We start from the raw sequence: 26,349 nt of genomic DNA on the forward strand, positions 1-26,349 counted from the left end.
CGGTTCAATATTAACGTTTTAATTTGCATTTGCTTGTACTTTTAATATGAGTAATATGAGGCGAAGATAAGATAATTTTAATTATTATGAGCATCTACTTAGGAAAATAAATAAGATTGGACACCTTTGTATTCTTCCATATCCAGATTAATGAATTGAGGGCGACGTGCACCATTTTCATCAGTATATGGGAAATCAATAGCCTTCTGATAGAGTCCGACGAGTTGCGGGAAACCTTCATTCCTATTAGCAATTTTCTTTCGTATCACTTTGGTGATACAGTTATCTAACCTTAGTGATTCAATTGTTACACACAGGTGATACGAAAGAAAATTATGAACGAAATACAGATTTTCATTCCTTTATTTCCATCCGTTCCTGCCGCCAGGCAGAAAAAGGACCTTCTAAAGAGATTAAAAATTCATTTTGTCAATTTGCTCCAGACCTTTTTCCAAGCCTGCACAATTATCAGAAAAAGACAGAAAGTATACCAAGTTTCCCTCATTAACTCAAAAAATGATTATCTTTGCAAACTAAAATGAGCAAGTTGGCAATCAGGACTGTTTTTATCGGGAGATTAGTGCCAACCCATTGCTCACATGTATGGATCATAATAAAAGAAATAATAGATTAATATGGCATTGCAATGTGGTATTGTCGGACTTCCGAATGTAGGTAAATCGACACTTTTCAACTGTTTGTCAAACGCAAAAGCGCAAGCGGCAAACTTCCCCTTCTGTACAATCGAACCGAATGTAGGTGTTATCACTGTTCCCGATGAACGTCTGAACGCACTGGCAGAGTTGGTACACCCCCAACGAATTGTTCCTACAACAGTAGAAATCGTAGACATCGCCGGACTGGTGAAAGGTGCAAGCAAAGGCGAAGGACTGGGAAACAAGTTCCTTGCCAATATCCGCGAAACAGACGCAATCATCCATGTACTTCGTTGCTTCGACGATGATAACGTGACACACGTAGACGGAAGCGTAAACCCCGTCCGCGATAAGGAAATTATCGACTATGAACTTCAGCTGAAAGACCTGGAAACAATCGAAAGCCGTATACAGAAAGTACAAAAACAGGCTCAGACAGGTGGAGACAAAGCTGCCAAACAAGCTTATGACGTACTCGTGCAATACAAGGATGCTCTGGAACAAGGAAAATCCGCACGTACCGTGACCTTTGAAACAAAAGACGAGCAGAAAATCGCTCACGAACTTTTCCTGTTGACCAGCAAACCGGTAATGTACGTCTGCAACGTAGACGAAGCAAGTGCCGTAAACGGCAACAAATACGTAGACATGGTTCGTGAAGCTGTAAAGGATGAAAACGCAGAAATCCTCGTTGTCGCTGCAAAAACCGAAGCAGACATCGCAGAACTGGAAACATACGAAGACCGCCAGATGTTCCTTGCCGAAGTAGGCCTGGAAGAATCGGGTGTTGCACGTCTTATCAAATCAGCTTACAAGCTGCTGAACCTCGAAACCTACTTCACAGCGGGCGTACAGGAAGTACGTGCATGGACTTATGAGAAAGGATGGAAAGCTCCGCAATGTGCAGGTGTAATCCATACTGACTTCGAAAAAGGATTTATCCGTGCAGAAGTAATCAAATACGATGATTATATCCAATACGGTTCGGAAGCAGCCGTCAAGGAAGCCGGGAAACTGGGTGTGGAAGGAAAAGAATATGTAGTACAGGATGGCGACATCATGCACTTCCGCTTCAACGTATAATAATAAATGAAGAATGAAGAACTAAAAATGATGAATTTAGTATCAGGCAGAAACTCCACCGGTCACTTTTCTTCATTCATAATTCTTCATTCTTAATTCTTCATTAAATTATGAAATATCTCATTGCAGGAACCGGAGGCGTCGGTGGCAGTATCGCAGGATTCTTGTCACTTGCCGGAAAAGATGTTACTTGTATTGCCCGCGGAGCTCATCTGCAGGCCATACAGACAAACGGCCTGAAACTGAAATCAGATTTAAAGGGAGAGCATGCGCTGGCTATCCCTGCTATGAATGCAGAAGAATTCAATGGAAAAGCAGACGTGATCTTTGTCTGCGTGAAAGGATATTCCGTCGATTCGATTACCGAACTCATCAAAAGGGCATCACACGACAAGACGGTCGTTATCCCTATCCTGAATGTTTACGGAACCGGTCCGCGCATTCAGCGCCTGGTTCCGGAGGTAACCGTACTGGATGGATGTATCTACATTGTAGGCTTTGTTTCCGGTGCGGGAGAAATAACCCAGATGGGAAAAATCTTCCGGCTGGTGTATGGTGCCCACAAAGGGACACAGGTAGCTCCGGGCATTCTGGAAGCTATTCAGAAAGATCTTCAGGAAAGTGGAATCAAGGCTGAAATCTCTCCGGACATCAATCGGGATACATTTGTCAAATGGTCGTTTATCTCGGCAATGGCTGTCACCGGAGCCTACTACGACGTACCGATGGGCGAGGTGCAGAAACAGGGAAAAGTACGGGATACATTCATCGGGCTTTCTACCGAGAGTGCTGCACTGGGACGTAAACTAGGAGTCGAATTTCCCGAAGATCCGGTCAGCTACAATTTGAAAGTCATTGATAAACTCGATCCCGACAGTACCGCTTCCATGCAAAAGGATCTGGCACGGGGACATGAATCGGAAATACAAGGTTTGCTGTTTGACATGATTGCAGCAGCCGAGGAGCAAGGTATCGACATACCAACTTACCGGATGGTTGCCGAAAAATTCACAAAACACTAATTATCAAACCGTAAACCGTTATCCAACATGAATAGCCTCTTATTATCTATCAATTGGAATCCGAACCCCGAACTATTCAACCTGTTCGGCATTTCTATCCGTTACTACGGATTATTGTGGGCAGTAGGAATCTTCTTTGCCTACATCATCGTCCACTACCAATATCGTGACAAAAAAATAGACGAGAAGAAATTTGATCCCCTCTTCTTTTATTGTTTCTTCGGAATTCTGATTGGCGCGCGTCTGGGACACTGCCTGTTCTACGATCCGGGACAGTATCTGACAAGCGGAAAAGGATTTGTGGAAATGCTTCTGCCAATCAAGTTCCTGCCCGGCGGAGGATGGAAATTCACCGGTTACGAAGGACTTGCCAGCCACGGAGGTACACTTGGATTGATGATCGCTCTCTGGCTGTATTGCCGTAAGACGAAGCTTCATTATATGGATGTAGTGGACATGATTGCTGTCGCTACGCCTGTCACTGCCTGCTTCATCCGTCTGGCAAACTTGATGAACTCCGAAATTATCGGTAAACCGACCGACGTGCCCTGGGCATTCGTGTTCGAACGGGTAGACATGTTGCCCCGCCATCCGGGACAGCTTTACGAAGCGATTGCCTACCTGATTCTGTTCTTCATCATGTTCTATCTTTACAAGAATTATAGCAAGAAACTACACCGTGGATTCTTCTTCGGTCTCTGCCTGGCTTATATCTTCACCTTCCGTTTCTTCATCGAATTTGTGAAGGAGAATCAGGAAGCCTTCGAAGATCACATGATGTTCAACATGGGACAATGGCTAAGCGTTCCATTCATCATCATAGGTATCTACTTCATGTTCTTCTATGACCGGAAGAAAGTGGCTAAGAAATGAAACGGATTATAGATATAGAAAACTGGGAGCGGAAGGAGAATTTCAACTTCTTCCGCCATTTCCAGAATCCCCAATTATCCATTACCTCGGAAGTAGAATGCGGAGGCGCCAAACAGCGAGCCAAAGCGGCGGGACAGTCTTTCTTTCTCCACTATCTGTACGCAGTGCTGCGTGCAGCCAACGAGATTCCGGAGTTTCGTTACCGCATCGATACGGAGGGGCGTGTGGTGCTCTATGACGCCATAGATATGCTTTCTCCCATCAAGATAAAAGAGAACGGCAAGTTCTTCACCACTCGTTTTCCTTACCACAACGATTTCGACACTTTCTATCGGGAAGCCAAAATGATTATTGAAGCCATCCCCGAAGACGGTGATCCGTATGCAGCAGAAAACGGAGAAGTAGCCGACGGAGATTACGGGCTGATTCTGCTTAGCGCAACTCCCGACTTATATTTTACTTCCATCACCGGCACACAGGAAAAGAAAAGCGGTAACAACTATCCGCTGCTGAATGCCGGAAAAGCCGTCGTAAGGGAAGGCAAGCTGGTGATGCCTATCGCCATGACTATTCATCACGGGTTTATTGACGGTCATCATCTTTCTTTATTTTACAAAAAGGTGGAAGAGTTTCTGAAATGAAACACACTAATACACATAGCAATGAAACTATTCTATAGACAACTTCTTATATTGACATGCTTTATATCCCTGCCAGTCTCTGTATTATATGCTCAACAGGGAACCAACCAATACATTCCTGTCAGCCAACACCAAACCATAGAAAGCGGAACTTACTGGCCGGCAGGTCAGATGCTGCCTCATTTTGCCACTCCTGCATCACAGCTGGACGGAATAGATATGAAACAGGGTAAGCTATCTTCGGAAGAAAAGACGATGCTGCTGGCTGTACAGGGTATAATCAACAAGCGGCAACCACGCATCTTCTTGTACGAGCATTTCAGCGAAGGTAAACATAAATGGCCCCGCTTGCTGAATTTATCCGTCAACGAACTCGAAGCTACCCAATACATGCGGTTAGTAAGCAAATACAAGAATGAACTGAAAGGAGTGATTCTATACGATCCGGAAAAGAGCGTCCATTACCTGAACCTGGCCTCAACAGTTGCCGGACTGGAAGATGCAATTCCCGTAACTTCCCAACTATACGAGCTTTTAAAGCAACAAAATATCCAGCTTCCCGTATTGGCAGACCTCAGAAAGCTGCCTTACACCAAAGCCACGGAAATCTACGAATACATGTACGACCAGTACTGGAAAAAGTGCACGCACCGTCTGCTCATCAGCCTTCCGCCCCAACGCGGCTTTGTACGCGACTTGGCAGTTGCATCAGGAGCAGCTATCGTGTGGCTGGACGCACGTGACTGGAAAGAAAATACAGTATTACGCAAGTTTATGAAAACCATGCAGCCGGGAGAAAGCATCATTACCGGTTGGTATGCCGAAGAACGCTCCGGTATAGGCCTTGCCACAGAATATGGGCTCTCAACCATCCCTTCCGATTTCTATGAAAATACAACAGTGTATGCAGGCATGCAACAGCAGATTCAGTATCCGGAAATACCCAAAATGCCCGCACTGGAAAACAAAATTTATCTGGCACTATATATGAGCGACGGCGACAACGTGCAATACTGCCAGCATGCCATGTCCGAACTATGGGACAAGAAAGGAAGAGGCGTGATACCTATCAACTGGACGATCAGCCCGGGATTAGTGGACTTCGGACCGGGACTGCTTAATCATTATTACACGACAGCCACCCCCAACGACTTCTTTGCATCCGGCCCCTCCGGTATGGGATATTCGTTGATTTACGACGCTCACAATTATCTTTGGAATGCAACCTCCGGAACAGACTTCACCCCTTATGCAAAACTGACCCAGCAATACCTGGAGAAAAGCGGACTGCGTGTCATCACCATCTGGGACGAAGTAAATCAGGAGCAAATGGGAGCTTATGTCCGTAACTGCCGTTACCTGTACGGCCTGACACAACAAGACTGGGAACGACGCCCGTATAAAGTGCCGACTTACATACAGGACCATAAACTCGCCTTCGTTCCGAATCTTCCTTGTTATGCCAACGGAGTGGATGTAATCTACTCCTTCTGGAGAGACACCATAGCCAAATTTGACGGTTCGCATCCCATATTCCTTTCCGCACAAGGTGAATCCTGGAAAATGGGACCGGACAATATCGTTGCCTTGAAGAAGCGTCTGGAAGAACTATCACCGGGCAATATTGTAATCTGCCGGGGCGACCATTTCTTCAATCTTCACAATCAGGCCAATTACCTGCCTTTCAATCTGACACTCTTACCCAAAATGAAGATAACTTCCAGTCCGACTTCCACAGAAACGAAGTTTGCAGCAGACGGCACGCCCTGCGAAGGACACCTGTGGATATCTAAGAAAGAAGGGAATCGCGCTTGGATACAATTCGATTTTAAAAATGAATACCTGATCAGTCGTTATGTAGTACGTCATGCCGGAAACGCAGGACTGCCGGAACGACTAAATACACGGTCTTTTTCAATAGAAGTCAGTCAGGACGGTAAGAAATGGACTCGTGTAGATATCCAAAAAGGAAATACAGTATCTGTGACGGACGTAGATATCACTCCGACAAGCGGAAGATATGTACGCCTGCTGATACAGGATGCAGGGGAAGATGGTATAGCCCGCATTGGGGATGTGGAAATCTACGGGTGCAGGAAATAACTGAACTGCACCCCAAAAGTTGGACACAGAACTTTAGGAGTGCAGTTCATCATTATTTGCCCCTGACTATCTTCTTAATATCATTCAGCTTATTCAACGCCTCAATCGGAGTAAGATTATTCACATCCAGATTGAGTATCTCATCGCGAATCTGGCAAAGTATCGGGTCATCCAACTGGAAGAAGCTGAGTTGCATACCGCTTCTGTTCTCACTGACTTCCGCCAATGGTTTGCCGGAGATACCTTGCTGACGGTTATCCGATTCCAATTGTTTCAAAATGGCATTGGCACGCTTCACAATACTCTTCGGCATACCCGCCATTTTTGCTACATGGATACCGAAGGAGTGCTCGCTTCCTCCACGTTCCAGCTTACGGAGGAAAATCACTTTATTGTCCACTTCCTTCACAGACACATTGTAGTTCTTGATACGCTTGAAGGATTTCTCCATCTCGTTCAGTTCATGATAATGGGTGGCAAACAAGGTGCGTGCTTTCGCTTTCGGATGTTCGTGGATATACTCTACGATGGCCCAGGCAATAGAAATACCGTCATAAGTAGACGTACCGCGCCCCAACTCATCGAATAGCACCAGACTCCGGGAAGAGACATTATTTAAAATATCCGCAGCCTCATTCATTTCCACCATAAAAGTAGACTCGCCTACCGAAATATTATCACTGGCACCCACACGGGTGAAAATCTTATCCACCAAGCCGATATGAGCACGTTCCGCAGGTACAAACGAACCGATTTGCGCCAACAGCGTAATCAGTGCAGTCTGGCGCAAGAGCGCAGACTTACCTGCCATGTTCGGACCTGTGATAATGATGATCTGCTGTGTGGTACTATCCAGCATTACGTCATTGGCAATGTACTTCTCACCAATCGGAAGCTGCTTTTCAATCACAGGGTGACGTCCCTGGCGGATATCCAGCACATCATTATCCTCAATAATCGGTCGAATATAATTATTCTCACGCGCCACATTAGCGAAAGACAACAGGCAGTCCAGACGGGCTATCTGATTCGCATTAATCTGTATCTGCGGGATGAACTCCGTCAATGCCTGCACCAAGTCAGTATAAAGCTGGGTTTCCAGGACGAGAATCTTATCTTCCGCTCCCAGAATCTTTTCTTCGTATACCTTCAGTTCCTGTGTGATATAGCGTTCTGCATTGACCAACGTCTGCTTACGAATCCATTCCTGCGGAACCTTATCCTTATGTATGTTGCGGACTTCTATATAATAACCGAATACATTATTGTAAGCTACCTTCAAGCTCGGAATACCCGTCTGCTCACTCTCACGCTGCTGTATCTGCAGCAAGTAATCTTTCCCGGAGTAGGAGATACGGCGCAAATCATCCAGTTCCTCATTCACACCGTCTTTAATCACTCCACCTTTGTTGATCAGCAAAGGAGGATCATTATTGATCTCTTTAGCAATCCGGTCACGAATAGAAATGCAAAGATTCAGTTGTTCGCCTATCCGGTTCAGACTGGCATTATCCGCTTCGAGACAAGCCTGCTTAATGGGCTCAATAGCCTGCAGAGCAACTTTCAGCTGAACTACCTCACGTGGCGACACCCGTCCTACGGCTACTTTGGAGATAATACGTTCCAGGTCTCCTATCAGGTGCAACTGCTCTTCAATCAGCTCCTTAAAGTCCGGCTGACGGAAAAAGTATTCCACCACATTCAGACGGTCGTTGATGGGCTTCTCATCTTTCAACGGGAAAACCATCCAGCGTTTCAGCAGACGGGCCCCCATCGGGCTGATTGTCCGGTCGATCACATTGAGCAAACTGCTGCCGCCATCATTCATACTGCCGATCAACTCGAGGCTGCGGACAGTAAACTTATCCAGACGCACATACTTATCTTCCTCGATACGGGCCAGCGAAGTGATATGCCCGATCTGTGTATGCTGTGTCATCGTCAGATATTGCAGGATAGCGCCGGAAGCGATAATACCATTCTTCAGATGCTCCACCCCGAAGCCTTTCAGGTTTTTGGTCTCAAAGTGCTTCAGCAGTTTCTCGCGGGCAGTAGTTTCAGTAAAGACCCAGTCATCCAGTTCGAAAGTAAAGAACTTGCTGCCGAAGTTACCTTCGAACATCAGGCGTTTGCCCCGTTCAAAAAGAATCTCTTTCGGTCCGAAATTATTCAACAATTTGTCTACATAGTCGAAGGGACCTTCCGCAGTGAGAAACTCACCGGTAGATATATCCAGAAAAGCAACTCCACAGGAAGCCTTTCCGAAGTGAACGGCAGCCAGGAAGTTATTTTCTTTATAATTCAGTACATTGTCATTGATAGAGACACCGGGAGTAACCAGTTCGGTGATACCTCTTTTCACCAGTTTCTTCGTCAGTTTCGGGTCTTCCAACTGGTCGCAGATAGCTACACGCTTTCCGGCACGAATCAACTTCGGAAGATATGTATCGAGCGCATGATGGGGAAATCCTGCCATTTCAACGGTCTTTCCTTTCCCATTAGCGCGTTTTGTCAGTGTAATTCCTAAAATCTCAGATGCAACAATGGCGTCTGTAGAATATGTTTCGTAAAAGTCACCGCAACGAAACAGCATCACTGCATCCGGATGTTTGGCTTTCAAGTCCAGAAACTGTTTCATCATGGGGGTAAGCACGATTTCTTCTTCGTTCACGGTTCGCTCCTTTTCTTTTTTGTTGAGTGAATAATGAGATTATCGGAGCAAAGATAACAGTTTTTCGTCAGAGAATCAACGGAATTTCCTGTTTCAATTTTCACAATTAGTGTTGCATCCTTTTAAAAAAGCAGGTCCAATTTCTTAACAAGCAGGAAGAAAATCTTAAAACGTGTTATAAAACATGCTATTTTACTTGGATTATTTGCTAATTTCCCAAGAGTCCGTATCTTTGCAATGTGTTTTTCATAGTATTAGATTTAAGGTTAACAAAGGTTGGGTCAAGGCGTTGACCCTTTTTTTATGTCCATACGTCTCGTTCGCCTCTTTTTCTTATTCAGCCAGCATCATCTTTTTATAGTAAGACGGACTGAATCCGGTATGCTTCTTAAATGACTTGTTAAAATGGGAAATAGTATCAAATCCGCACTCCACACTAATCTGCGAGATATTCATATCGCCCATAAGCAGCAGTTTACATGCATATCCTATCCGCATCTCCAATATATAATTCTTAAACGATTTGCCCGTTTTACTCTTAAAGAAGCGGCAGAATGCAGCAGGATTCATGGCAGCCAGAGAGGATATTTCATTCAGGTCGATCTGTCGCGTATAGTTTTTATTCAGGTAAGCTATGATTTTATCGATTCTCGATCCATCATATATAATATCATTCTCGAAGTCAGAAGTCGATATTACAGACCGGGAAGTAACGTTTGCCATCTCTTTCAAAAGTTGCAGGAAAGAAGTGATCTGGTCAACCCCTGTCTCCAACGGAATGGATTCGAGCAGCTCAACCAGTCTTGAAGAACAGCCTGCGGGAAAGTAAATCCCCCGTTGTGCCTCTTCAAGCAGATTTTTGATCTTAATGAAATGGGGATAGTAATTAAAGGCATGGTGCATGAAGTCTTTTTCAAACTGGATGATAGTACCTGTTGTCCGGAGTGTACTGCCTTCTTTTTGATATACATCATCACTTTTCATATAATGGGGCAGATCAGAGCCTAGCAGAATGATATCACCATCCACATATTTCTCCGCATTATTTCCGACAAACCGCATCCCCGTACCTTCTTTTACATAGATAACTTCATACTCCGTATGGAAATGCCACGGATAAGTGAAGTAAGGGTAGTCATAAAAACGAGCCTTCAAAGGGGATGACTTCGATATAGGAAGCTGCTCGTTCATTATCTTTCTCATAACCAGCTCTGTTAATTGCAAATTTGAAATAACTATATGCAAATATAGGAAAAAACATTTATTATACATATCGCTACTTTTGCAACAAATTAAAAAGGTTAACTCTAAAATAATCAATCTATAAGCTATCTATGAGTAATATCAGCCATTATGAGACAAGACTTTTTAAATATTTCTTGTACTTACTTTTATTGAGTATGCTTCCATCCCTAAACATGAAAGCATCTGAAAGAAAGTCTCTTTTCGACAGAAACTGGTACTTTTACCGGGGAGACGTTAGGAATGCAGAATCACCTGTTTACAACGATTCTGCCTGGAGAAAAGTGGATCTTCCCCATGACTGGAGCATCGAGCCACTCGAGAATCAGGAGCCTGATAAAGTAGTAGGACCATTCAGCCGTGAGAGTGTAGGTGGTTTTGCTACCGGACAAACCGTAGGTGGCAAAGGGTGGTATCGTAAAACTTTCATTATCTCACCGGAAGATGCCGGGAAAAGACATGAGTTATACTTCGAAGGAATTTATAACCAATCGGAAATATGGATCAATGGACAGAAGGCGTATTATAATGTCTACGGATACACCTCTTTCAGAGTAGACATAACACCTTACTGTAAGCCAGCAGGAGAGAAAAACATAATAGCCGTTAAAGTTATAAATGAAGGCAAAAACTCCCGCTGGTATACAGGATCGGGTATTTATCGTCATGTATGGATGATCCGTACTTCACCGTCCTATATTGAGGATTGGGGCACTTTCATAAGCACCAACAGCATTGATAAGGAACAAGCCGTCGTCATACTGAACACAACCATTGTTAACGGAGATACAGAAGAAGGAGAATATACCGTAAATATCAACCTTACTTCCCCCAGGGGAAAAGTTGTATCTACCACCAATAGCACTGTAAAAATGACATCAGGAAATAAACATGAAATTCCTTTTACCATCACAGTGAAGAAACCCCGGTTATGGTCTACCGATACACCGGAGCTGTATATAGCTAACATCAGTCTTTGGAAAAATAAAGAAAAGAAAGACGAACTATCCATCCCATTCGGTATTCGTACCATACATTTCTCTACCGGAAAAGGATTTGAACTCAACGGAGTACCAATGAAATTAAAAGGTGGCTGTGTTCACCATGACAACGGTCTTTTAGGATCAGCCGCCTTCGACAGAGCAGAAGAAAGAAAAATACAATTGCTGAAACAGAATGGATTCAATGCAGTACGTACCTCCCACAACCCAATGTCCGAAAGTTTTATGTCGGCTTGCGACCGATTAGGCATGTTGGTTATTGACGAAGCATTCGACCAATGGAAAATAAAAAAGAATCCGGAAGATTATCATCTTTATTTTAACGAGTGGAGCGCACGTGACATCCGGTCTTTAGTGCTAAGAGACCGTAATCATCCTTCGGTAATCATGTGGAGCATCGGAAATGAAATCAGGGAACGTATTTCGGACAATGGACTCAAGATTGCAGAAGATTTGAAAAAAGAAATACTTAAGCATGATAATACCCGTCCTGTCACCGCCGGAGTAAATAAGTACTGGGATAAAGACAGGAAGAATATGCTTTCTCTTGAAAAGGCTTTCAGGCATCTTGATGTAGCCGGTTACAATTATATGTGGCGTTTTTATGAGGAAGACCATGCCAAATATCCCGAACGCATCATGTACAGCAGTGAAAGTGTGGCCAACGAAGCATCTCAAAACTGGGATAAAGTAGAAAAGCTTCCCTACGTCATAGGAGATTTTATATGGACAGCAATTGATTATCTCGGCGAATCGGGACTGGGCAATTCCATCGAAGTAGATCCGGAAGAAAACGTACACCAGTTCATGGGTTGGCCCTGGTTTAATGGCTGGTGTGGAGATATTGACCTTTTAGGCGTAAAAAAAGCTCAATCCTACTATCGTGATATTTTATGGCACAACAGAAAGATAAGCATGGCAGTCGAAACACCTGTCCCAGAAGGTAAGATCCGTAAAGTAAGTTTCTGGGGATGGCCTGAAGAATCCTTATCATGGACCTTTCCCGGAATGGAAAATAAAATGATGAAAGTTAATGTATATACGCGTGCTTCTAAAGTGAGATTATACCTGAATGATTCTCTTGTAGGTGAGAAAGAAACAAACGAGCTATATAAAGCTTCCTTTAGAGTGCCCTATCAGGCAGGGAAACTAACAGCAGTGGAAGTAAACGAGAATGGAAAAGGGGATTCCGTCATACTGGAAACTACCGGAGAACCTGTCGCCCTCAGATTAACAGCCGATAAGACAAAGATGAAAGCTCATGGGCAGGACCTCTCCTATGTACTAATAGAACTTGTTGATAAAAAAGGAAATATCATCTCTCACAATGACCGTAAAATACAGATTAGTCATAAAGGAACCGGCAAGATCATCGGCTCCGGAAATGCTTCTCCAACAGATATGGCAAGTTTCGGCTCACTTCAACCGATGCTTTTCAAAGGAAGAGCAATGGTAATTGTCCGCTCCGGCTACGAGCCCGGAGAAATGAAATTGACAGTGAGTGCAGGAGGAGTACAACCAGCAACAATCGCTCTAAAAACAAAATGAATTAACCATTTATTCCCATAAAATATCCATGAGAAAATTAATCATCAGCATTTTAATCGGAGTTATTTTTCCACTTTATGCTTCAGCTGGTTTTGTCTTTCGGAATGATAAAGATGTAACAGTGGTCATCAACGATAGTGAAGAACAAGTGGTCCACACCGCCTTTGAGATGTTTCAGAAAGATTATGTCAATGTTTTCGACAGAGAGTTGAAAACAAGTAACCAACAGGGAAATATATACATAGGCACAATCGGACTGAATAAGAAAGCGGAACAATTCATCGCTATCAAGGATATTCAGGAACTAAAGCAGCATGAGGAAGCTTTTCTGGTTAGTGTCAAAGACAACCACCTGATCATACTGGGTAGTGACAAGCGCGGAACTGCTTATGGCATTCTGGAACTGTCACGAATGATCGGTGTATCTCCTTGGGAATGGTGGGCAGATTCTCCTGTAGAGAAAAAGCAATCATTCAAACTGAAAGAAGGATTCAAAACACTCCAATATCCCTCGGTTGCCCGTCGTGGCATCTTTATCAACGACGAAGACTGGGGACTAACCCCATGGAGCTACCTAACCCACGAACCGTCTGATACAAAAGGACAAATCGGCCCTAAAACACATGCAAGGATATTCGAACTATTGTTACGTCTGCGAGCCAACACATTCTGGCCTGCCATGCATACCTGCTCCGTCGCTTTCTACCTGACACCGGGCAACAAGGAGACTGCAGACAAATATGGAATATTTATTGGTACTGCCCATTGCGAACCAATGATGCGAAATACCAATGCTGAATGGAAAACAGCCGGAACCGGAAAGTACGACTACGTGAACAACCGCGAAAATGTGCTCAGATTTTGGGAAGAACGCGTCAAAGAGCTCGCCGGTTCCGATAATATTTACACTTTGGGCATCCGTGGAGTACATGATGGTAAGATGCAGGGTGCAAACACCTTACAAGAACAGAAAGCAGCCCTGACTAATGTACTCAAAGACCAGCGGGAAATGATAGCAAAGTATGTAAATCCGAATGTAGAGCAAGTATCGCAAGTATTCATCCCTTATAAAGAAGTACTGGACGTTTACAAAATGGGTCTGGAAGTGCCAGAAGATGTTTCTTTGCTATGGTGCGACGATAACTATGGGTACATCCGCCATTTCCCTGACAGCAAAGAGCGTGCACGCAAAGGCGGAAATGGTATTTATTATCACATTTCATACTGGGGACGCCCGCACAGTTACCTTTGGCTGGCAACTAACCATCCCGCCCAACTTTATACACAAATGAAATTAGCCTACGACAAAGGAGCCCAAGATATGTGGATACTGAATGTAGGCGATATCAAGCCCGGTGAATACCTTACGGAATTGTTCCTGGATATGGCATGGGATATCAATGCTATTGAAAACAATATAAACGGGCTGGACAAGCACTTATACTCCTGGCTCAGCAGAGAGTTCGGAGAAAAAAATGCCAAAGAACTGCTTCCGGTAATGAATGAATATTACCGCCTTGCCTACATACGTAAACCGGAATTTATGGGCAACACACGTATAGAGGAAAAAGACCCTAAATACAAAATCATCTCCGATCTTCCATGGAGCGAAAAATACATTAAACAACGCATTAAAGAATACGAAACAATTGCAGCTAAAGTTACCTCAATGTCTCAAAAGGTTGCTCCGGATAAACAATTTGTATGGTTTCAGTTGATCGAGTTTCCTGTTCGTGCAGCCCACGAAATGAACAAAAAGCATCTTTACGGACAGCTGGCACGCCACGAATTAGCAGACTGGCGACTGAGCGATACGGCATACAACAACATGGCCTCCTTAATGGAGAGATATAACTCCCTTAATAACGGCAAATGGAAAAAAATGATGAGCTATCCACAAAGCCTACCGGTGTTCAAGAAAGTTCCACATACCCGATCCACCACCCCGCTACCGGAAGATGATCATCCTCTTTACCTATTCAATGGAAAAGATTATTCCCAATTTAACGGAGAAAGCCCCGTTACCCATGGTCTGGGTTATCAACGTGGAGCCATCAGTCTATCTAAAGGAAGCGATGTCATATATAACTTTAAAGCTAATGATACTGATTCAATCCTGATAGAGGTTGCTTTAACTCCTAACCATCCGGTTGAAGGTAAACAAATCAGATATGCTATTTCTATCGGTAACGAACCGGAACAAATTGTCGACTTTCACACCGAAGGACGAAGTGAAGAATGGAAACTGAATGTCCTCAGCAATCAGGCAAAACGAACGACTTCGCATAAAATAAGTTCATCAAAGAAACAGAGTCTGAAAATCACTGCTTTAGACGAAGGAGTTATGATTGACCAAATTAAAATCCGAAAGAAATAAAAGCAGCGACGGATAATTCCTAAAGGTAAACAACTACCTATTCGATAAATAAGATGTAAACAGCTAAAATAAGACCGCCCCTCTTTCTTATCAGAGACGGTCTTATTCATTTATAAATAATATATAGCCTAAAATAAAGAGTTCTCCCTGAACTTTATTTCTTTTCCGCCCAATATACTCCGCAGACAATACAAGCAGCACCGCCCAAAGCTACCAGAGTAATCTTCTCATCCAGAATAAGGGACGATGCAATCATTGTAACCAAAGGATTGAGATAGATATAATTGGATGCCCGAACTGTTCCCAACTGTTTCAACACTACATTCCACAGTACATAGCAAATCAGGGAAGCCAGCACGGCGAGGAATAGCAAATTGAATAATACGCCCGGTTGCAAAAGTACGGCAGTATCGGGCTGCAACGGATGCAGGAGAAAAGCAGGCAAAATAGTCAGCACTCCATAAAAGAAAATCTTACGGGTGATAAATACAGTAGGATAGCGTCCGGCCATTTTTTTAATAATCAAACTATAGAATGCCCAGGACAATGCGGCAAGCAAAGTCAGCAAATCGCCTATCGGAGATATTTTGAGTACGAAACTACCGTTAAAAACAATCAACCCTACCCCCATCAATGCCAGTAAAGAACCGTATATCAGTCCTTTCGATGCCTTTTCGCTCTTATAAAAAAGCAGAGACAAGATAGTGGTCAGCAAGGGAGCCGTGCAAATGATAAACGATACATTCGAAGCCTGCGTAATCCCTAAAGCGGTATTCTCTGTAAAGAAATAAAGCGAGCCGCCGAATATACCTCCGGCTACCAGCCACAATTCATCTTTCCAGTTACCGGTGAACAAACGTTTGGGAGAAATGACCCAAATGCCTGTATATGCAATCAGAAAGCGGTAAAAGAATATTTCCTGAGGTGTCAACCCGTGATTTATCAATACTTTAGTCGAAATGAATGTCAGTCCCCAGATAGCTACTGTTAGTATGGCAATCAGATGATAGTATCCATGCTTTAGTTCCATAATGATGGTTTTAATGAGGACACAAAGATACAGGGAATCATGGATATACGCACTGACTTTCACGGATATATTTCATACGGAATTACCAGTTATCAGTCCGGAAAGGCGCCGCAGGGATACCATGAATGCTGAAAATGCTTGCTTCTACATAATTCTTATACGCATACCGCACGGCCACAGGATGAGGAACTTTGTCACTCGAAACAGCCAGCCGGGCAGTCTTGGTTTCTATTTCGGCAAAAGCCGGGTGGAACACTTTATCTTCACCTGCTATCTCAAATCCTTTGAGCGATGTCCACATTGGGCTCAGTCCGCGTTGGGCATGATCGAAATTGATATAGATTTTATTCTCCTGTATCTCCATTGATTTATAAACAGGGGGAGCATATCCAAATCCTTTCATACCGTAGGTCTGTGCCAATGCCCAATAGGCCAGCCTGTTTCCTACCGTCTCCTTGTCTACGGGATGAATGAAAACCGGATGGCCGACATCCATTGTCGTCACCATGCCACTATTCGGTATATCCTTCATATTCTGCAACTGCACTTCACGCAGGCGGGCAGCCGAAGTACCGTCGGCTCCTTCATAGTTGAAAGGAGCTATCTGCACAAAGTAGAAAGGAAGCTCTCCTCTGCCCCATTTCGCACGCAGGTCAGTAACAAAGGCAGGCATAAGGCTCTGATAAAGACCGGCATTGTCACGGTTGCTTTCTCCCTGGTACCACAAGAATCCTTTCACAGCAAAATGAGTCAAGGGAGCTATCTTCGCATTATAAAGCACACACGGAGTAGCGGTGGGATTCTTCACTTCAGCATCGTTGTCGAGTATGGAAAGGTCGATACTGTCAAAAGACTTTATGGATTCCCTGCTCATCCATGCCTCCACTTTCGATCCTCCCCAGGTAGATACAACAATGCCTACGGGTACTTCCAGCACTTCCTGTATATAACGTGCAAAATAATAAGACACGGCACTGATGTGGGAAACATTCACCGGGGTATTTTCGAGCCATTCGCCCTGGCAGTCTTCCTGAGGCGTTTTACTAAACTGACGTACCCATCTCCCATCCTTTGAATCTGTAGTGTACATTCGGATAGGTGTGGATGGCTTGGCTTTGGCGATGAGATCGTTCGTCCCTCTGACCGGTTGCCGGTCGAAGCCGCCCATAGGCATCTCCATGTTCGACTGGCCCGAACAGAACCAGACTTCACCGATCAGTATATTCTGCAATGTGAGCAATTCGCCGTCATTGAAAGTAATCTTGTAAGACCCTCCCGCAACAGGGGTAGATACCTTCAAAGACCAGTTTCCTTTTCCATCCGACGACGATTTATATACCCGGTTGTTCCACGAAGTTTTCACCGTCACAACAGCATTGGGACGGGCCTTTCCCCATAGTTCGACTTCTGTTTGCTGCTGTAATACCATATTATCTCCAAGTATGGAAGGTAATGTCACTTTTGCCTCACTCTTCATTGAAAAAGATAGGACTAAAAACAAAAAGCTTATCAGATATTTCATATATATTAATTATAAAGATAAATACTCGACATCAGAAAATATCCCATTGTGCCCTTACAGTCATATTTTTGTCTTTCACACGGATCATCAACGGGTAACAGGTTTCTACAGGACGTCGTTCAGTCCCGGTTTTTGTTACAATATCCGGATTGGTAGGCGGTATGCCGGAAGCTTCGCCCACAAACAATTCAAAGGACGGCACGCCATCTACCCGAAAAGTAATCTTTCCGGTTGGCGTACTGACTGTAAACGGATGATTCATCACACTCCTTTTCACATTTCGGATCTGTTTATAAGCAACCGCCTCATCAAGCTTTGCACCTGTAAACTCTCCTTCTATCTGTGGCTGCTCTGTCAGTAACAGCACATAGTCATACTGATGAATCGTGTCTGAGATGCAATCGAACTCGTCGCAAAGGGTGTCTCCTTTCAACAGAAGTTTTCTCTTCATTTCGACTCCCGGATAAGCCTTGTCACAAAAGGCTTCTATGGAATGATTATCGAAATATACCATCTGCCCCGTCGCAGGACGCTGGTCTTTACAATCGACAGTTACTGTGTTGTGAGAAAGCGTCCGTTTATACCAGTTCAGGTAATCGGGGATTCCGTAGGCGCAGGTGCCCAAATCAGGCAATATCTCCTTTTCACCGTTATGGATGGAGATAGAAAGTTTATCCGGATGCCCATGACCACCACCGGACGGACCGTACTTCAGTACTACCGACTTCTTACCGCTCCGCAATACCCCATAGCCCGTCTGACCAAACAGGTAGCTTTCCGATTCCTTCAGTTCCTTGTCGGGATGGATAGTAGTATTGGTCAGAAGCGCTTCCGGCGAAAGTCTGTCTTCCAGCCGATAGCAATCCTGTAGAGTATTCAGCAATAGGGGATTCTTATAGCGGGCATAGGCCACTTCATACAGTCTGATCTGTGTCGGCAGTGAAACTCCATACCATCCGTCGTTGTGGGAAGGAAAAGTCAAGTCACTATAAATGCTCTTTATAGGAGCCACGAACATCATCTCCAGTTGTTTGTCCCACAAATCATATCCCATCGAACGGACTGCACCAGCCGTCAGCAGCATCGCCCTCAACGGAAAGAAATGATAATTGGCAGAACCCTCGTTCCACCAGCCGTCTCTGTTGACGTGTGTTTTCATCATCTGCCGGTAACCCACTTTCGTGTGTTCAACAGCGACTTTCACGATACTGTCATTATTGAGGGCAACTCCTATAGCGGCCAGTCCGCTATTATTCCAGACCTGCCAGTTGCCTCCACCACCTCTTTTCAAAAGCAGACCGGCACCTTCTTTCAGCAATCCTTTCTCTATTTTTTCCACCTCTCCCTTTTTGAGCAAAGGCTTAACAACAGAGTAGACACGGCATACATCACTGAACCATCCCGCCTCATCCAGACTTTGCGCATATATCTTTGCACTATAATTGGCAGGTTCGGGAGTGTTACGCCCTTTATCATGAATTTTATAATGCGGGTATTTATCGGCGTAATCCAGCAACATGTCTTTCATATAGCGGGCATACTTTTTATCTCCGGTAGCCAGATACACATACATGCAATCAGTAAGAAACTGCTTGTTCCTGTCTTGGGCAATCGTTATCCATGCCCAGTTGATACGGTCGGAACTCCACGTTTTCTTGCAGAAGGAACAATACTGCTTGTCAGGACTATTCCAGTCGAACTCAAAGAACACATTATGTACCGGACAGAAATAGTCGTGCAGATGCCCGGCTTCTTCTTTAGGGACAGCCAGCGGATATTTCAACCGTTCGTCGATATGCGATTTTAGTGTATCTACAATGGTCTTTCCCCAAGGGGTTTGCGCAGATGACCGGATATTAGCCATGTCCTCTGCCGAGAAGAAATAAGTTTCGCGCTTCTGCCCGTAGGCAACAGAAAGCAGGCATAGAAGTCCGCAAGCAATCAGAATATATTTTTTAGTCGTCATAATCTCTATTTCTTTAGCTAGTTATAACAGGATTGACCAATCGCCTGTATAGTAGGCTTTATTTAGTTTCTCCAATGAACGGACATCTTGGTTGCGGGTAAAAAGATATTCCAGATCCTTGTACAAGTACAATTGCAACCAGTATCCTTTATCATACTTCTCACGGATGGATAATGCCTGTTTCAACTTGGCATACCAACCTGTATTTACCCGAAAATGCTCGGCTACCTTGCATGCCTGCATAGCATTGTTCCACATACCGTCTGCCATCTTATCCATCAAATTTATGAAGTCTTTATACTTAAAAGATGAAACATCAATGAGTTCGCAACGGTCGTCTACTCCCATTTCCTTTAAATCCACAATTGTTTCAAAAGTCTGGTCACCATCGAGGTCATACTCCAGATAATCAAAGAAGCCGTTGCCATCTTTGTCAGTGTACTTCACCGTTGCAAAACGGGAAGGATTCTTGTCCAACCCGAACCACATCCTGTCCCATCCCTGATAGTAGTCTGTGTTCTGATCGATTCGCCAGCATCCCCATTCCGCACCATACAGATGAAGTCTGCCGTCAAACTTACCCATATAAAGTTGGCCGTTTCCTGAATTATCCAGGTCCCATTCCCCACGGTCACCCGCTGCATCCGATTGTTTGTTATGATCAATTCCACCTTTGTTCCATCCCACCTTGAAAGGGTCGCGCGGGTCGTATAACTCTACACGTTCCCAACGATGGCAATCATCATCTTCATCATATCCAAAATAAACCTGATCCCATTTTCCTCTGTTGAATATAAGGTCCCATGCACTGTCATGGTCCGGATAAATCAACTCAGTCATCCTCCTGAAACGGGGATCTACAAAGAAAGAATCCGTCCCAGCCAATCGGGGATTCCGGAACTTATGAACCTGATCTCTGTAATCAAACCCTTTTCCTCTGAAAGAAAGCGTGAAGTCAAAGTCAAATTCATCACCCGGACGATTATCATTATCCATATCGACGGCAATAGAAACCCAGTCGATGTTTCCGGTCAGCTGCTTGTTAACGAAGCTGTTGGCGGGTGCACTGGCATCTACTTTCTTTGGAGAATCTACCAGTCTGATTGCCATTTCACTCAGTCCGTCACCGTCTTCATCGTAGAAAAGAAATGGATTTTCCCAGTTCAGCCTTACATCCTGCATATTGTAAGTAGCGGCATGAATCTTAAGAAAAGCTGACTGCCCGCTATAATCCATATAGAAATCGCAGATACCTGTCTTGTCCCAGCTTTTAATCTGCATGGTGTTCCAATCAATATAGTTGAAGATATTATCCTTGTCAGTATCCAGCACGATCATATAGTGTCCGTTTGGCCATACTTCGTCCGCTTTCCGGGGAGGATACTCGGCGACAATCTGCATATCGGCTTTTCCGTCATTATCGGTATCTATCCAGTCGATAATAAGATCACCATGTCCACCGTAAATGCCATCACGGTTTCTGTCTATCAAAAGACAGTCATTTTTTGTATCTCCTTCCAGATCATCCCATCTCATGTCTCCGTCATCGTCCAGCCATAATATCGGAATACTGTCACGGGTAATCGAATAGATAGCGTCCGGCTTTCCACCACCATTCAAATCTACGATTTTGGGTGTATATCCTACCGGAGGAGGAGGTAACCGGAATGACACAATTTTGAGCTTGTTATTCCAGTAGTTTTTGTTTTCCTGTGCCTTGGCAGAGAAGAATGCGAGAACCAATGTTAATAGTACCAGTAGCCTTTTCATTTCTTAGAATTTTATGATAACTGGCACAAATGTAAGTCCCGCTAGTTAATTTAGTAATTAATTTGCAATTAATTCGAGGAGAAAAATGAAGGTATAGGCTGGGAAAGATCGTTTTTAGGGGAATATACGGTCTAATTTAACGTTTATTTAAAAGGTTTGTCAGTTCAAACCCTAAAAATGATAGAATTTCATTTTCAGCAAAGTAAAACGAGAAATAGAATGTTACAATATACATTAGCGCAGACAAGTCCAATAGGATAATATCAAACTATTTTCTTTATTCCCCCTTCTAAATCTCTAAGTGTTATTTTTCTCTTGTCTCTTTTTTGTTTTAAAACTAAGCCTAATATATTTAGACAGTATCCAAAAACTAAATAGAAAAAACAACCTTACAGAAAGAAGTTCTAATTTACAAACAAATCACCACCATCAGACACCCCAAATTCGTATATCTTCCTTTCTTACACTATTCCTCCAAAATCGAATAAACTCCCTACGCTTTTTTAATAAATAACGAGAGAGTTTATTATAAACGGTACCCAAGTTTATTATAAACTATTTTTAGGAGTTTCCAGCAGCCTCAATAAAATTATTATAACAGAAATGGGCAAGAACCTTCACAGTTTCTTGCCCATTCGTTATCCTGGCTATGCAATTTTGCACATCCACCTATTGAGCTTATGTTATATTTTTTATATATTCTATCATTACTTTTCCTTTTTATATTCCTCCAAATATACGAAATAAAAACAAAAAAGTCAATAGCAAGACGATGTTTTCCGTGACATTTCTCCATTTGTCACGCAATACCTTATCATAAAAAAGGTTTTTTTCACTCACTACGTGGTTATCTGAAAATAAACACGTAAATTTGCTAGCTCAAATTGAAATAACAGTATAAATCACTATAAATAAAAACTTTATCACTATGGAGTACAATTTCAGGGAGATTGAAAAGAAGTGGCAGCAAAGGTGGGTGGAAGAGAAAACCTACCAGGTTACGGAAGACGAATCGAAGCAGAAATTCTATGTATTGAATATGTTCCCTTACCCGTCGGGAGCCGGATTGCACGTAGGGCATCCGCTGGGATACATCGCTTCGGACATTTACGCCCGTTACAAACGACTGCGTGGCTTCAATGTACTCAATCCGATGGGATACGACGCTTACGGTTTGCCGGCAGAGCAGTACGCCATCCAGACCGGACAGCATCCCGCTATCACAACCGTCAACAACATCGACCGTTATCGCGAGCAACTCGATAAAATAGGCTTCTCTTTCGACTGGAGCCGTGAAATCCGTACCTGCGAACCCGAATATTATCACTGGACTCAATGGGCTTTCCTCAAAATGTTCAACAGCTACTACTGCAACGACGAACAGCAGGCACGCCCTATCCAAGAACTGATCGACGCATTCGCAATCTACGGAAACAAAGGACTCAACGCTGCCTGCAGCGAAGAACTCAGCTTTACCGCCGAAGAATGGAAAGCGAAAAGCGAAAAGGAACAGCAGGAAATCCTGATGAACTACCGCATCGCTTACCTGGGTGAAACAATGGTGAACTGGTGTCAGGCACTGGGAACCGTATTAGCAAACGACGAAGTAATAGACGGCGTCAGCGAACGCGGCGGCTTCCCTGTAGTTCAGAAAAAGATGCGCCAGTGGTGTCTGCGTGTATCCGCTTACGCACAACGCCTGCTCGACGGACTGGATACCATCGACTGGACCGAATCACTGAAAGAAACTCAGAAGAACTGGATCGGACGCTCCGAAGGTGCTGAAGTGCAGTTTAAAGTAAAAGACAGCGATCTCGAATTTACCATCTTTACCACCCGTGCAGATACCATGTTCGGCGTGACCTTCATGGTACTGGCTCCGGAAAGTGAACTGGTAGCCCAGTTGACTACTCCTGAACAGAAAGCAGAAGTAGACGCCTATCTGGACCGCACCAAGAAGCGTACGGAACGCGAACGTATCGCCGACCGCAGCGTTACCGGTGTATTCAGCGGTTCGTATGCCATCAATCCGTTTACAGGTGAAGCAGTGCCCATCTGGATCAGCGATTACGTATTGGCAGGATACGGAACAGGAGCCATCATGGCCGTACCCGCCCACGATAGCCGCGACTATGCTTTTGCCAAGCATTTCGGACTGGAAATCCGCCCGTTGGTAGAAGGTTGTGACGTAAGTGAAGAAAGTTTCGACGCCAAAGAAGGAATCGTCTGCAACTCTCCCCGCCCGGATGTAACTCCTTACTGCGATCTTTCCCTGAACGGACTGACCATCAAAGAAGCCATCGAAAAGACCAAGCAATATGTGAAAGAGCATAACTTGGGACGTGTAAAGGTGAACTACCGTCTGCGTGATGCCATTTTCTCACGTCAACGTTACTGGGGAGAACCATTCCCGGTTTACTACAAAAACGGAATGCCTTACGTAATCGAAGAAGACTGTCTGCCACTGGAACTTCCGGAAGTAGACAAATTCCTGCCGACCGAAACAGGCGAGCCCCCATTGGGACATGCCACTAAGTGGGCATGGGACACGGTAAACAAGTGCACAGTAGAAAATGAGAAGATCGACAACATCACCATCTTCCCGTTGGAACTGAACACCATGCCGGGATTTGCCGGTTCCTCCGCATACTATCTGCGCTACATGGACCCGCACAACCACCAAGCATTAGTGGACCCGAAAGTGGACGAATACTGGAAGAACGTAGACCTCTATGTTGGAGGAACGGAACACGCTACCGGACACTTGATCTACTCTCGTTTCTGGAATAAGTTCCTGCACGATGTAGGCGCATCCGTAGTAGAAGAACCGTTCCAAAAGTTAGTAAATCAAGGGATGATCCAAGGCCGCAGTAACTTTGTATATCGTATCAAAAATACTCACACCTTCGTTTCACTGAACCTGAAAGACCAATACGAAGTTACTCCGCTTCATGTGGATGTAAACATCGTATCCAATGATATTCTCGATCTGGAAGCATTCAAGGCATGGCGTCCCGAATATGCGGAAGCTGAGTTCATCCTCGAAGACGGAAAATACATCTGCGGATGGGCAGTTGAGAAGATGAGCAAATCAATGTTCAACGTGGTCAACCCGGATATGATTGTAGATAAATACGGCGCGGATACACTTCGTATGTATGAAATGTTCCTCGGTCCGGTGGAGCAATCCAAGCCTTGGGATACGAACGGTATCGACGGTGTACACCGCTTTATCCGTAAGTTCTGGTCGTTGTTCTACAGTCGTACGGACGAGTATCTGGTGAAAGACGAACCTGCAACGAAAGAAGAATTGAAGAGTCTTCACAAGCTGATCAAGAAGGTAACGGGAGATATCGAACAGTTCTCATACAATACCTCTGTCAGCGCATTCATGATTTGTGTCAACGAACTCTCCAATCTGAAATGCAGCAAGAAAGAGATACTGGAACAGCTCATTATCGTTCTCGCTCCTTTCGCTCCGCATGTATGCGAAGAGTTGTGGGATACACTGGGACACGAAACTTCCGTATGCGATGCCGCATGGCCCGCATTCAACGAAGAATATCTGAAAGAAGATACGATCAACTATACCATCTCCTTCAACGGAAAAGCACGCTTCAACATGGAGTTTGACGCTGATGCCGCTTCGGACACCATTCAGGCTGCCGTATTAGCCGACGAACGTTCGCAGAAATGGATCGAAGGCAAAACACCGAAGAAGATCATCGTCGTGCCGAAAAAGATTGTAAACGTAGTAGTATAATAGATTTTAGGCACGGATTACGCGGATTTCACGGTTTTGAGTTATTGAAAAGGCCGCGTTAATCCGTGTAATCCGTGCCTGAAAATAGTATAAGAGAATCTTAATACAAGTTCGCACTATACAGATTTAACCAATAATAAACCAAAATGCGCAAACCAGCAAAGGCGGAAATAATGAGAGAGGTGAAAGATTATATCTACATTACTCTCGGATTGATAAGTTATGCTTTGGGATGGGCGGCGTTCTTGCTACCCTACCAGATAACGACAGGAGGTACTACCGGTATCGGGGCTATCATTTATTACGCAACAGGATTTCCTATCCAGTGGTCGTACTTTATTATCAATGCAGTTCTGATGACATTCGCTATCAAGATATTAGGTCCGCGATTCAGCATAAAGACTACTTACGCTATTTTCATGCTGACCTTCTTGCTGTGGATATTCCAAGTGCTGGTAAATAACTACATACAGACACCTGATATGTCTGCTGACGGGAAACCTCTGCTGCTTGGCAGCGGACAGGACTTTATGGCCTGTATCATCGGTGCGGCTATGTGCGGTGTAGGCCTGGGCATTACTTTCAATTATAACGGAAGTACCGGAGGAACGGATATTATCGCCGCTATTGTCAATAAATACAAAGACGTATCGCTGGGAAGAATGATCATGATTTGTGATGTATTCATCATCAGCTCCTGTTACTTTGTATTCCATGACTGGCGCCGGGTAATCTTCGGTTTCGTCACCCTGTTCATCATCGGTGTCGTGCTCGACTGGATTATCAACAGTGCCCGCCAATCCGTCCAGTTCTTTATCTTCTCCAAGAAGTATGACGAAATAGCCGACCGTATCATCAAAGATACAGACCGCGGAGTAACGGTACTCAACGGCACCGGATGGTATAGCAAAAACGACGTAAAAGTACTGGTCGTACTGGCCAAAAGGCGTCAGTCGCTGGATATCTTCCGACTGGTAAAACGTATCGACCCGAACGCTTTCATCTCACAGAGTTCTGTCATTGGTGTATATGGCGAAGGATTCGATCAGTTGAAAGTGAAATAAACAGGTGAATGAATCCG

Annotated in this window: 16 protein-coding genes; 9 read left to right on the forward strand and 7 right to left on the reverse strand. The window is 44.2% G+C overall.

Translation table 11 applies throughout. The features are described 5' to 3' along the window. Window positions 1-98: 98 nt before the first annotated feature. Entirely contained in the window at window positions 99-269 is a 171-nt protein-coding gene (locus tag K6V30_RS04290; protein WP_155520381.1) for a hypothetical protein, read from the reverse strand. Between the two features lie 366 nt (window positions 270-635). Between K6V30_RS04290 and ychF the strand changes: the two genes are divergently transcribed. From ychF to K6V30_RS04315, 5 genes are all read left to right on the forward strand, one after another. Continuing rightward, window positions 636-1,739, forward strand: a complete 1,104-nt coding sequence (gene ychF / locus K6V30_RS04295) for a redox-regulated ATPase YchF (RefSeq protein ID WP_010535888.1) — start codon at window positions 636-638, stop codon at window positions 1,737-1,739. Between the two features lie 110 nt (window positions 1,740-1,849). Then, entirely contained in the window at window positions 1,850-2,761 is a 912-nt protein-coding gene (locus K6V30_RS04300; RefSeq protein WP_055269279.1) for a ketopantoate reductase family protein, read from the forward strand. A 27-nt stretch (window positions 2,762-2,788) separates the two neighbouring features. After that, window positions 2,789-3,634: a prolipoprotein diacylglyceryl transferase gene (gene lgt / locus K6V30_RS04305; protein WP_010535890.1), complete on the forward strand. Its 846-nt coding sequence runs from the start codon at window positions 2,789-2,791 to the stop codon at window positions 3,632-3,634. Beyond that, window positions 3,631-4,275 (forward strand): chloramphenicol acetyltransferase, encoded by a 645-nt coding sequence (locus tag K6V30_RS04310; protein WP_010535891.1) that lies wholly within the window; start codon window positions 3,631-3,633, stop codon window positions 4,273-4,275. The genes lgt and K6V30_RS04310 overlap by 4 nt, the downstream gene beginning before the upstream one ends. Window positions 4,276-4,296: 21 nt before the next feature. Then, window positions 4,297-6,378, forward strand: coding sequence for a discoidin domain-containing protein (locus tag K6V30_RS04315; RefSeq protein ID WP_055269280.1), 2,082 nt, complete (start codon window positions 4,297-4,299; stop codon window positions 6,376-6,378). A gap of 52 nt (window positions 6,379-6,430) precedes the next feature. Here K6V30_RS04315 and mutS read toward each other — a convergent pair whose 3' ends face one another. Together mutS and K6V30_RS04325 are read right to left on the reverse strand one after the other, a co-directional pair. Further along, on the reverse strand, window positions 6,431-9,019 hold the full coding sequence (gene mutS / locus K6V30_RS04320) for a DNA mismatch repair protein MutS (RefSeq protein WP_032836622.1): 2,589 nt from the start codon (window positions 9,017-9,019) through the stop codon (window positions 6,431-6,433). A gap of 363 nt (window positions 9,020-9,382) precedes the next feature. After that, complete coding sequence (locus tag K6V30_RS04325; RefSeq protein WP_055269320.1) at window positions 9,383-10,252, reverse strand: AraC family transcriptional regulator; 870 nt, start codon at window positions 10,250-10,252, stop codon at window positions 9,383-9,385. Window positions 10,253-10,467: 215 nt separating this feature from the next. On the opposite strand from K6V30_RS04325, the gene K6V30_RS04330 reads away from it, so the two are divergent. Both K6V30_RS04330 and K6V30_RS04335 read left to right on the forward strand, forming a co-directional pair. Then, the gene (locus tag K6V30_RS04330; protein WP_081030807.1) at window positions 10,468-12,840 is read left to right on the forward strand and encodes a glycoside hydrolase family 2 TIM barrel-domain containing protein; all 2,373 of its coding nucleotides are present in this window, start codon (window positions 10,468-10,470) and stop codon (window positions 12,838-12,840) included. 28 nt (window positions 12,841-12,868) lie between these two features. Beyond that, window positions 12,869-15,217 (forward strand): glycosyl hydrolase 115 family protein, encoded by a 2,349-nt coding sequence (locus K6V30_RS04335; RefSeq protein ID WP_055269282.1) that lies wholly within the window; start codon window positions 12,869-12,871, stop codon window positions 15,215-15,217. 154 nt (window positions 15,218-15,371) lie between these two features. Here K6V30_RS04335 and K6V30_RS04340 read toward each other — a convergent pair whose 3' ends face one another. From K6V30_RS04340 to K6V30_RS04355, 4 genes are all read right to left on the reverse strand, one after another. After that, window positions 15,372-16,247: a DMT family transporter gene (locus K6V30_RS04340; protein ID WP_055269283.1), complete on the reverse strand. Its 876-nt coding sequence runs from the start codon at window positions 16,245-16,247 to the stop codon at window positions 15,372-15,374. A gap of 82 nt (window positions 16,248-16,329) precedes the next feature. Next, complete coding sequence (locus tag K6V30_RS04345; protein ID WP_055269284.1) at window positions 16,330-17,769, reverse strand: sialate O-acetylesterase; 1,440 nt, start codon at window positions 17,767-17,769, stop codon at window positions 16,330-16,332. A gap of 31 nt (window positions 17,770-17,800) precedes the next feature. Continuing rightward, window positions 17,801-19,735 (reverse strand): heparinase II/III domain-containing protein, encoded by a 1,935-nt coding sequence (locus K6V30_RS04350; RefSeq protein ID WP_055269285.1) that lies wholly within the window; start codon window positions 19,733-19,735, stop codon window positions 17,801-17,803. A 21-nt stretch (window positions 19,736-19,756) separates the two neighbouring features. Further along, window positions 19,757-21,505: a hypothetical protein gene (locus K6V30_RS04355; RefSeq protein WP_055269286.1), complete on the reverse strand. Its 1,749-nt coding sequence runs from the start codon at window positions 21,503-21,505 to the stop codon at window positions 19,757-19,759. A gap of 928 nt (window positions 21,506-22,433) precedes the next feature. Here K6V30_RS04355 and leuS point away from each other — a divergent pair. Together leuS and K6V30_RS04365 are read left to right on the forward strand one after the other, a co-directional pair. Then, the gene (gene leuS, locus K6V30_RS04360; RefSeq protein ID WP_055269287.1) at window positions 22,434-25,268 is read left to right on the forward strand and encodes a leucine--tRNA ligase; all 2,835 of its coding nucleotides are present in this window, start codon (window positions 22,434-22,436) and stop codon (window positions 25,266-25,268) included. Between the two features lie 146 nt (window positions 25,269-25,414). Further along, window positions 25,415-26,332 (forward strand): YitT family protein, encoded by a 918-nt coding sequence (locus K6V30_RS04365; protein ID WP_008767390.1) that lies wholly within the window; start codon window positions 25,415-25,417, stop codon window positions 26,330-26,332. The last annotated feature ends 17 nt before the right edge of the window (window positions 26,333-26,349 follow it).

Origin of the sequence: Bacteroides faecis, assembly GCF_020091505.1 — a bacterium.
Taxonomy (GTDB): Bacteria; Bacteroidota; Bacteroidia; order Bacteroidales; family Bacteroidaceae; genus Bacteroides; species Bacteroides faecis.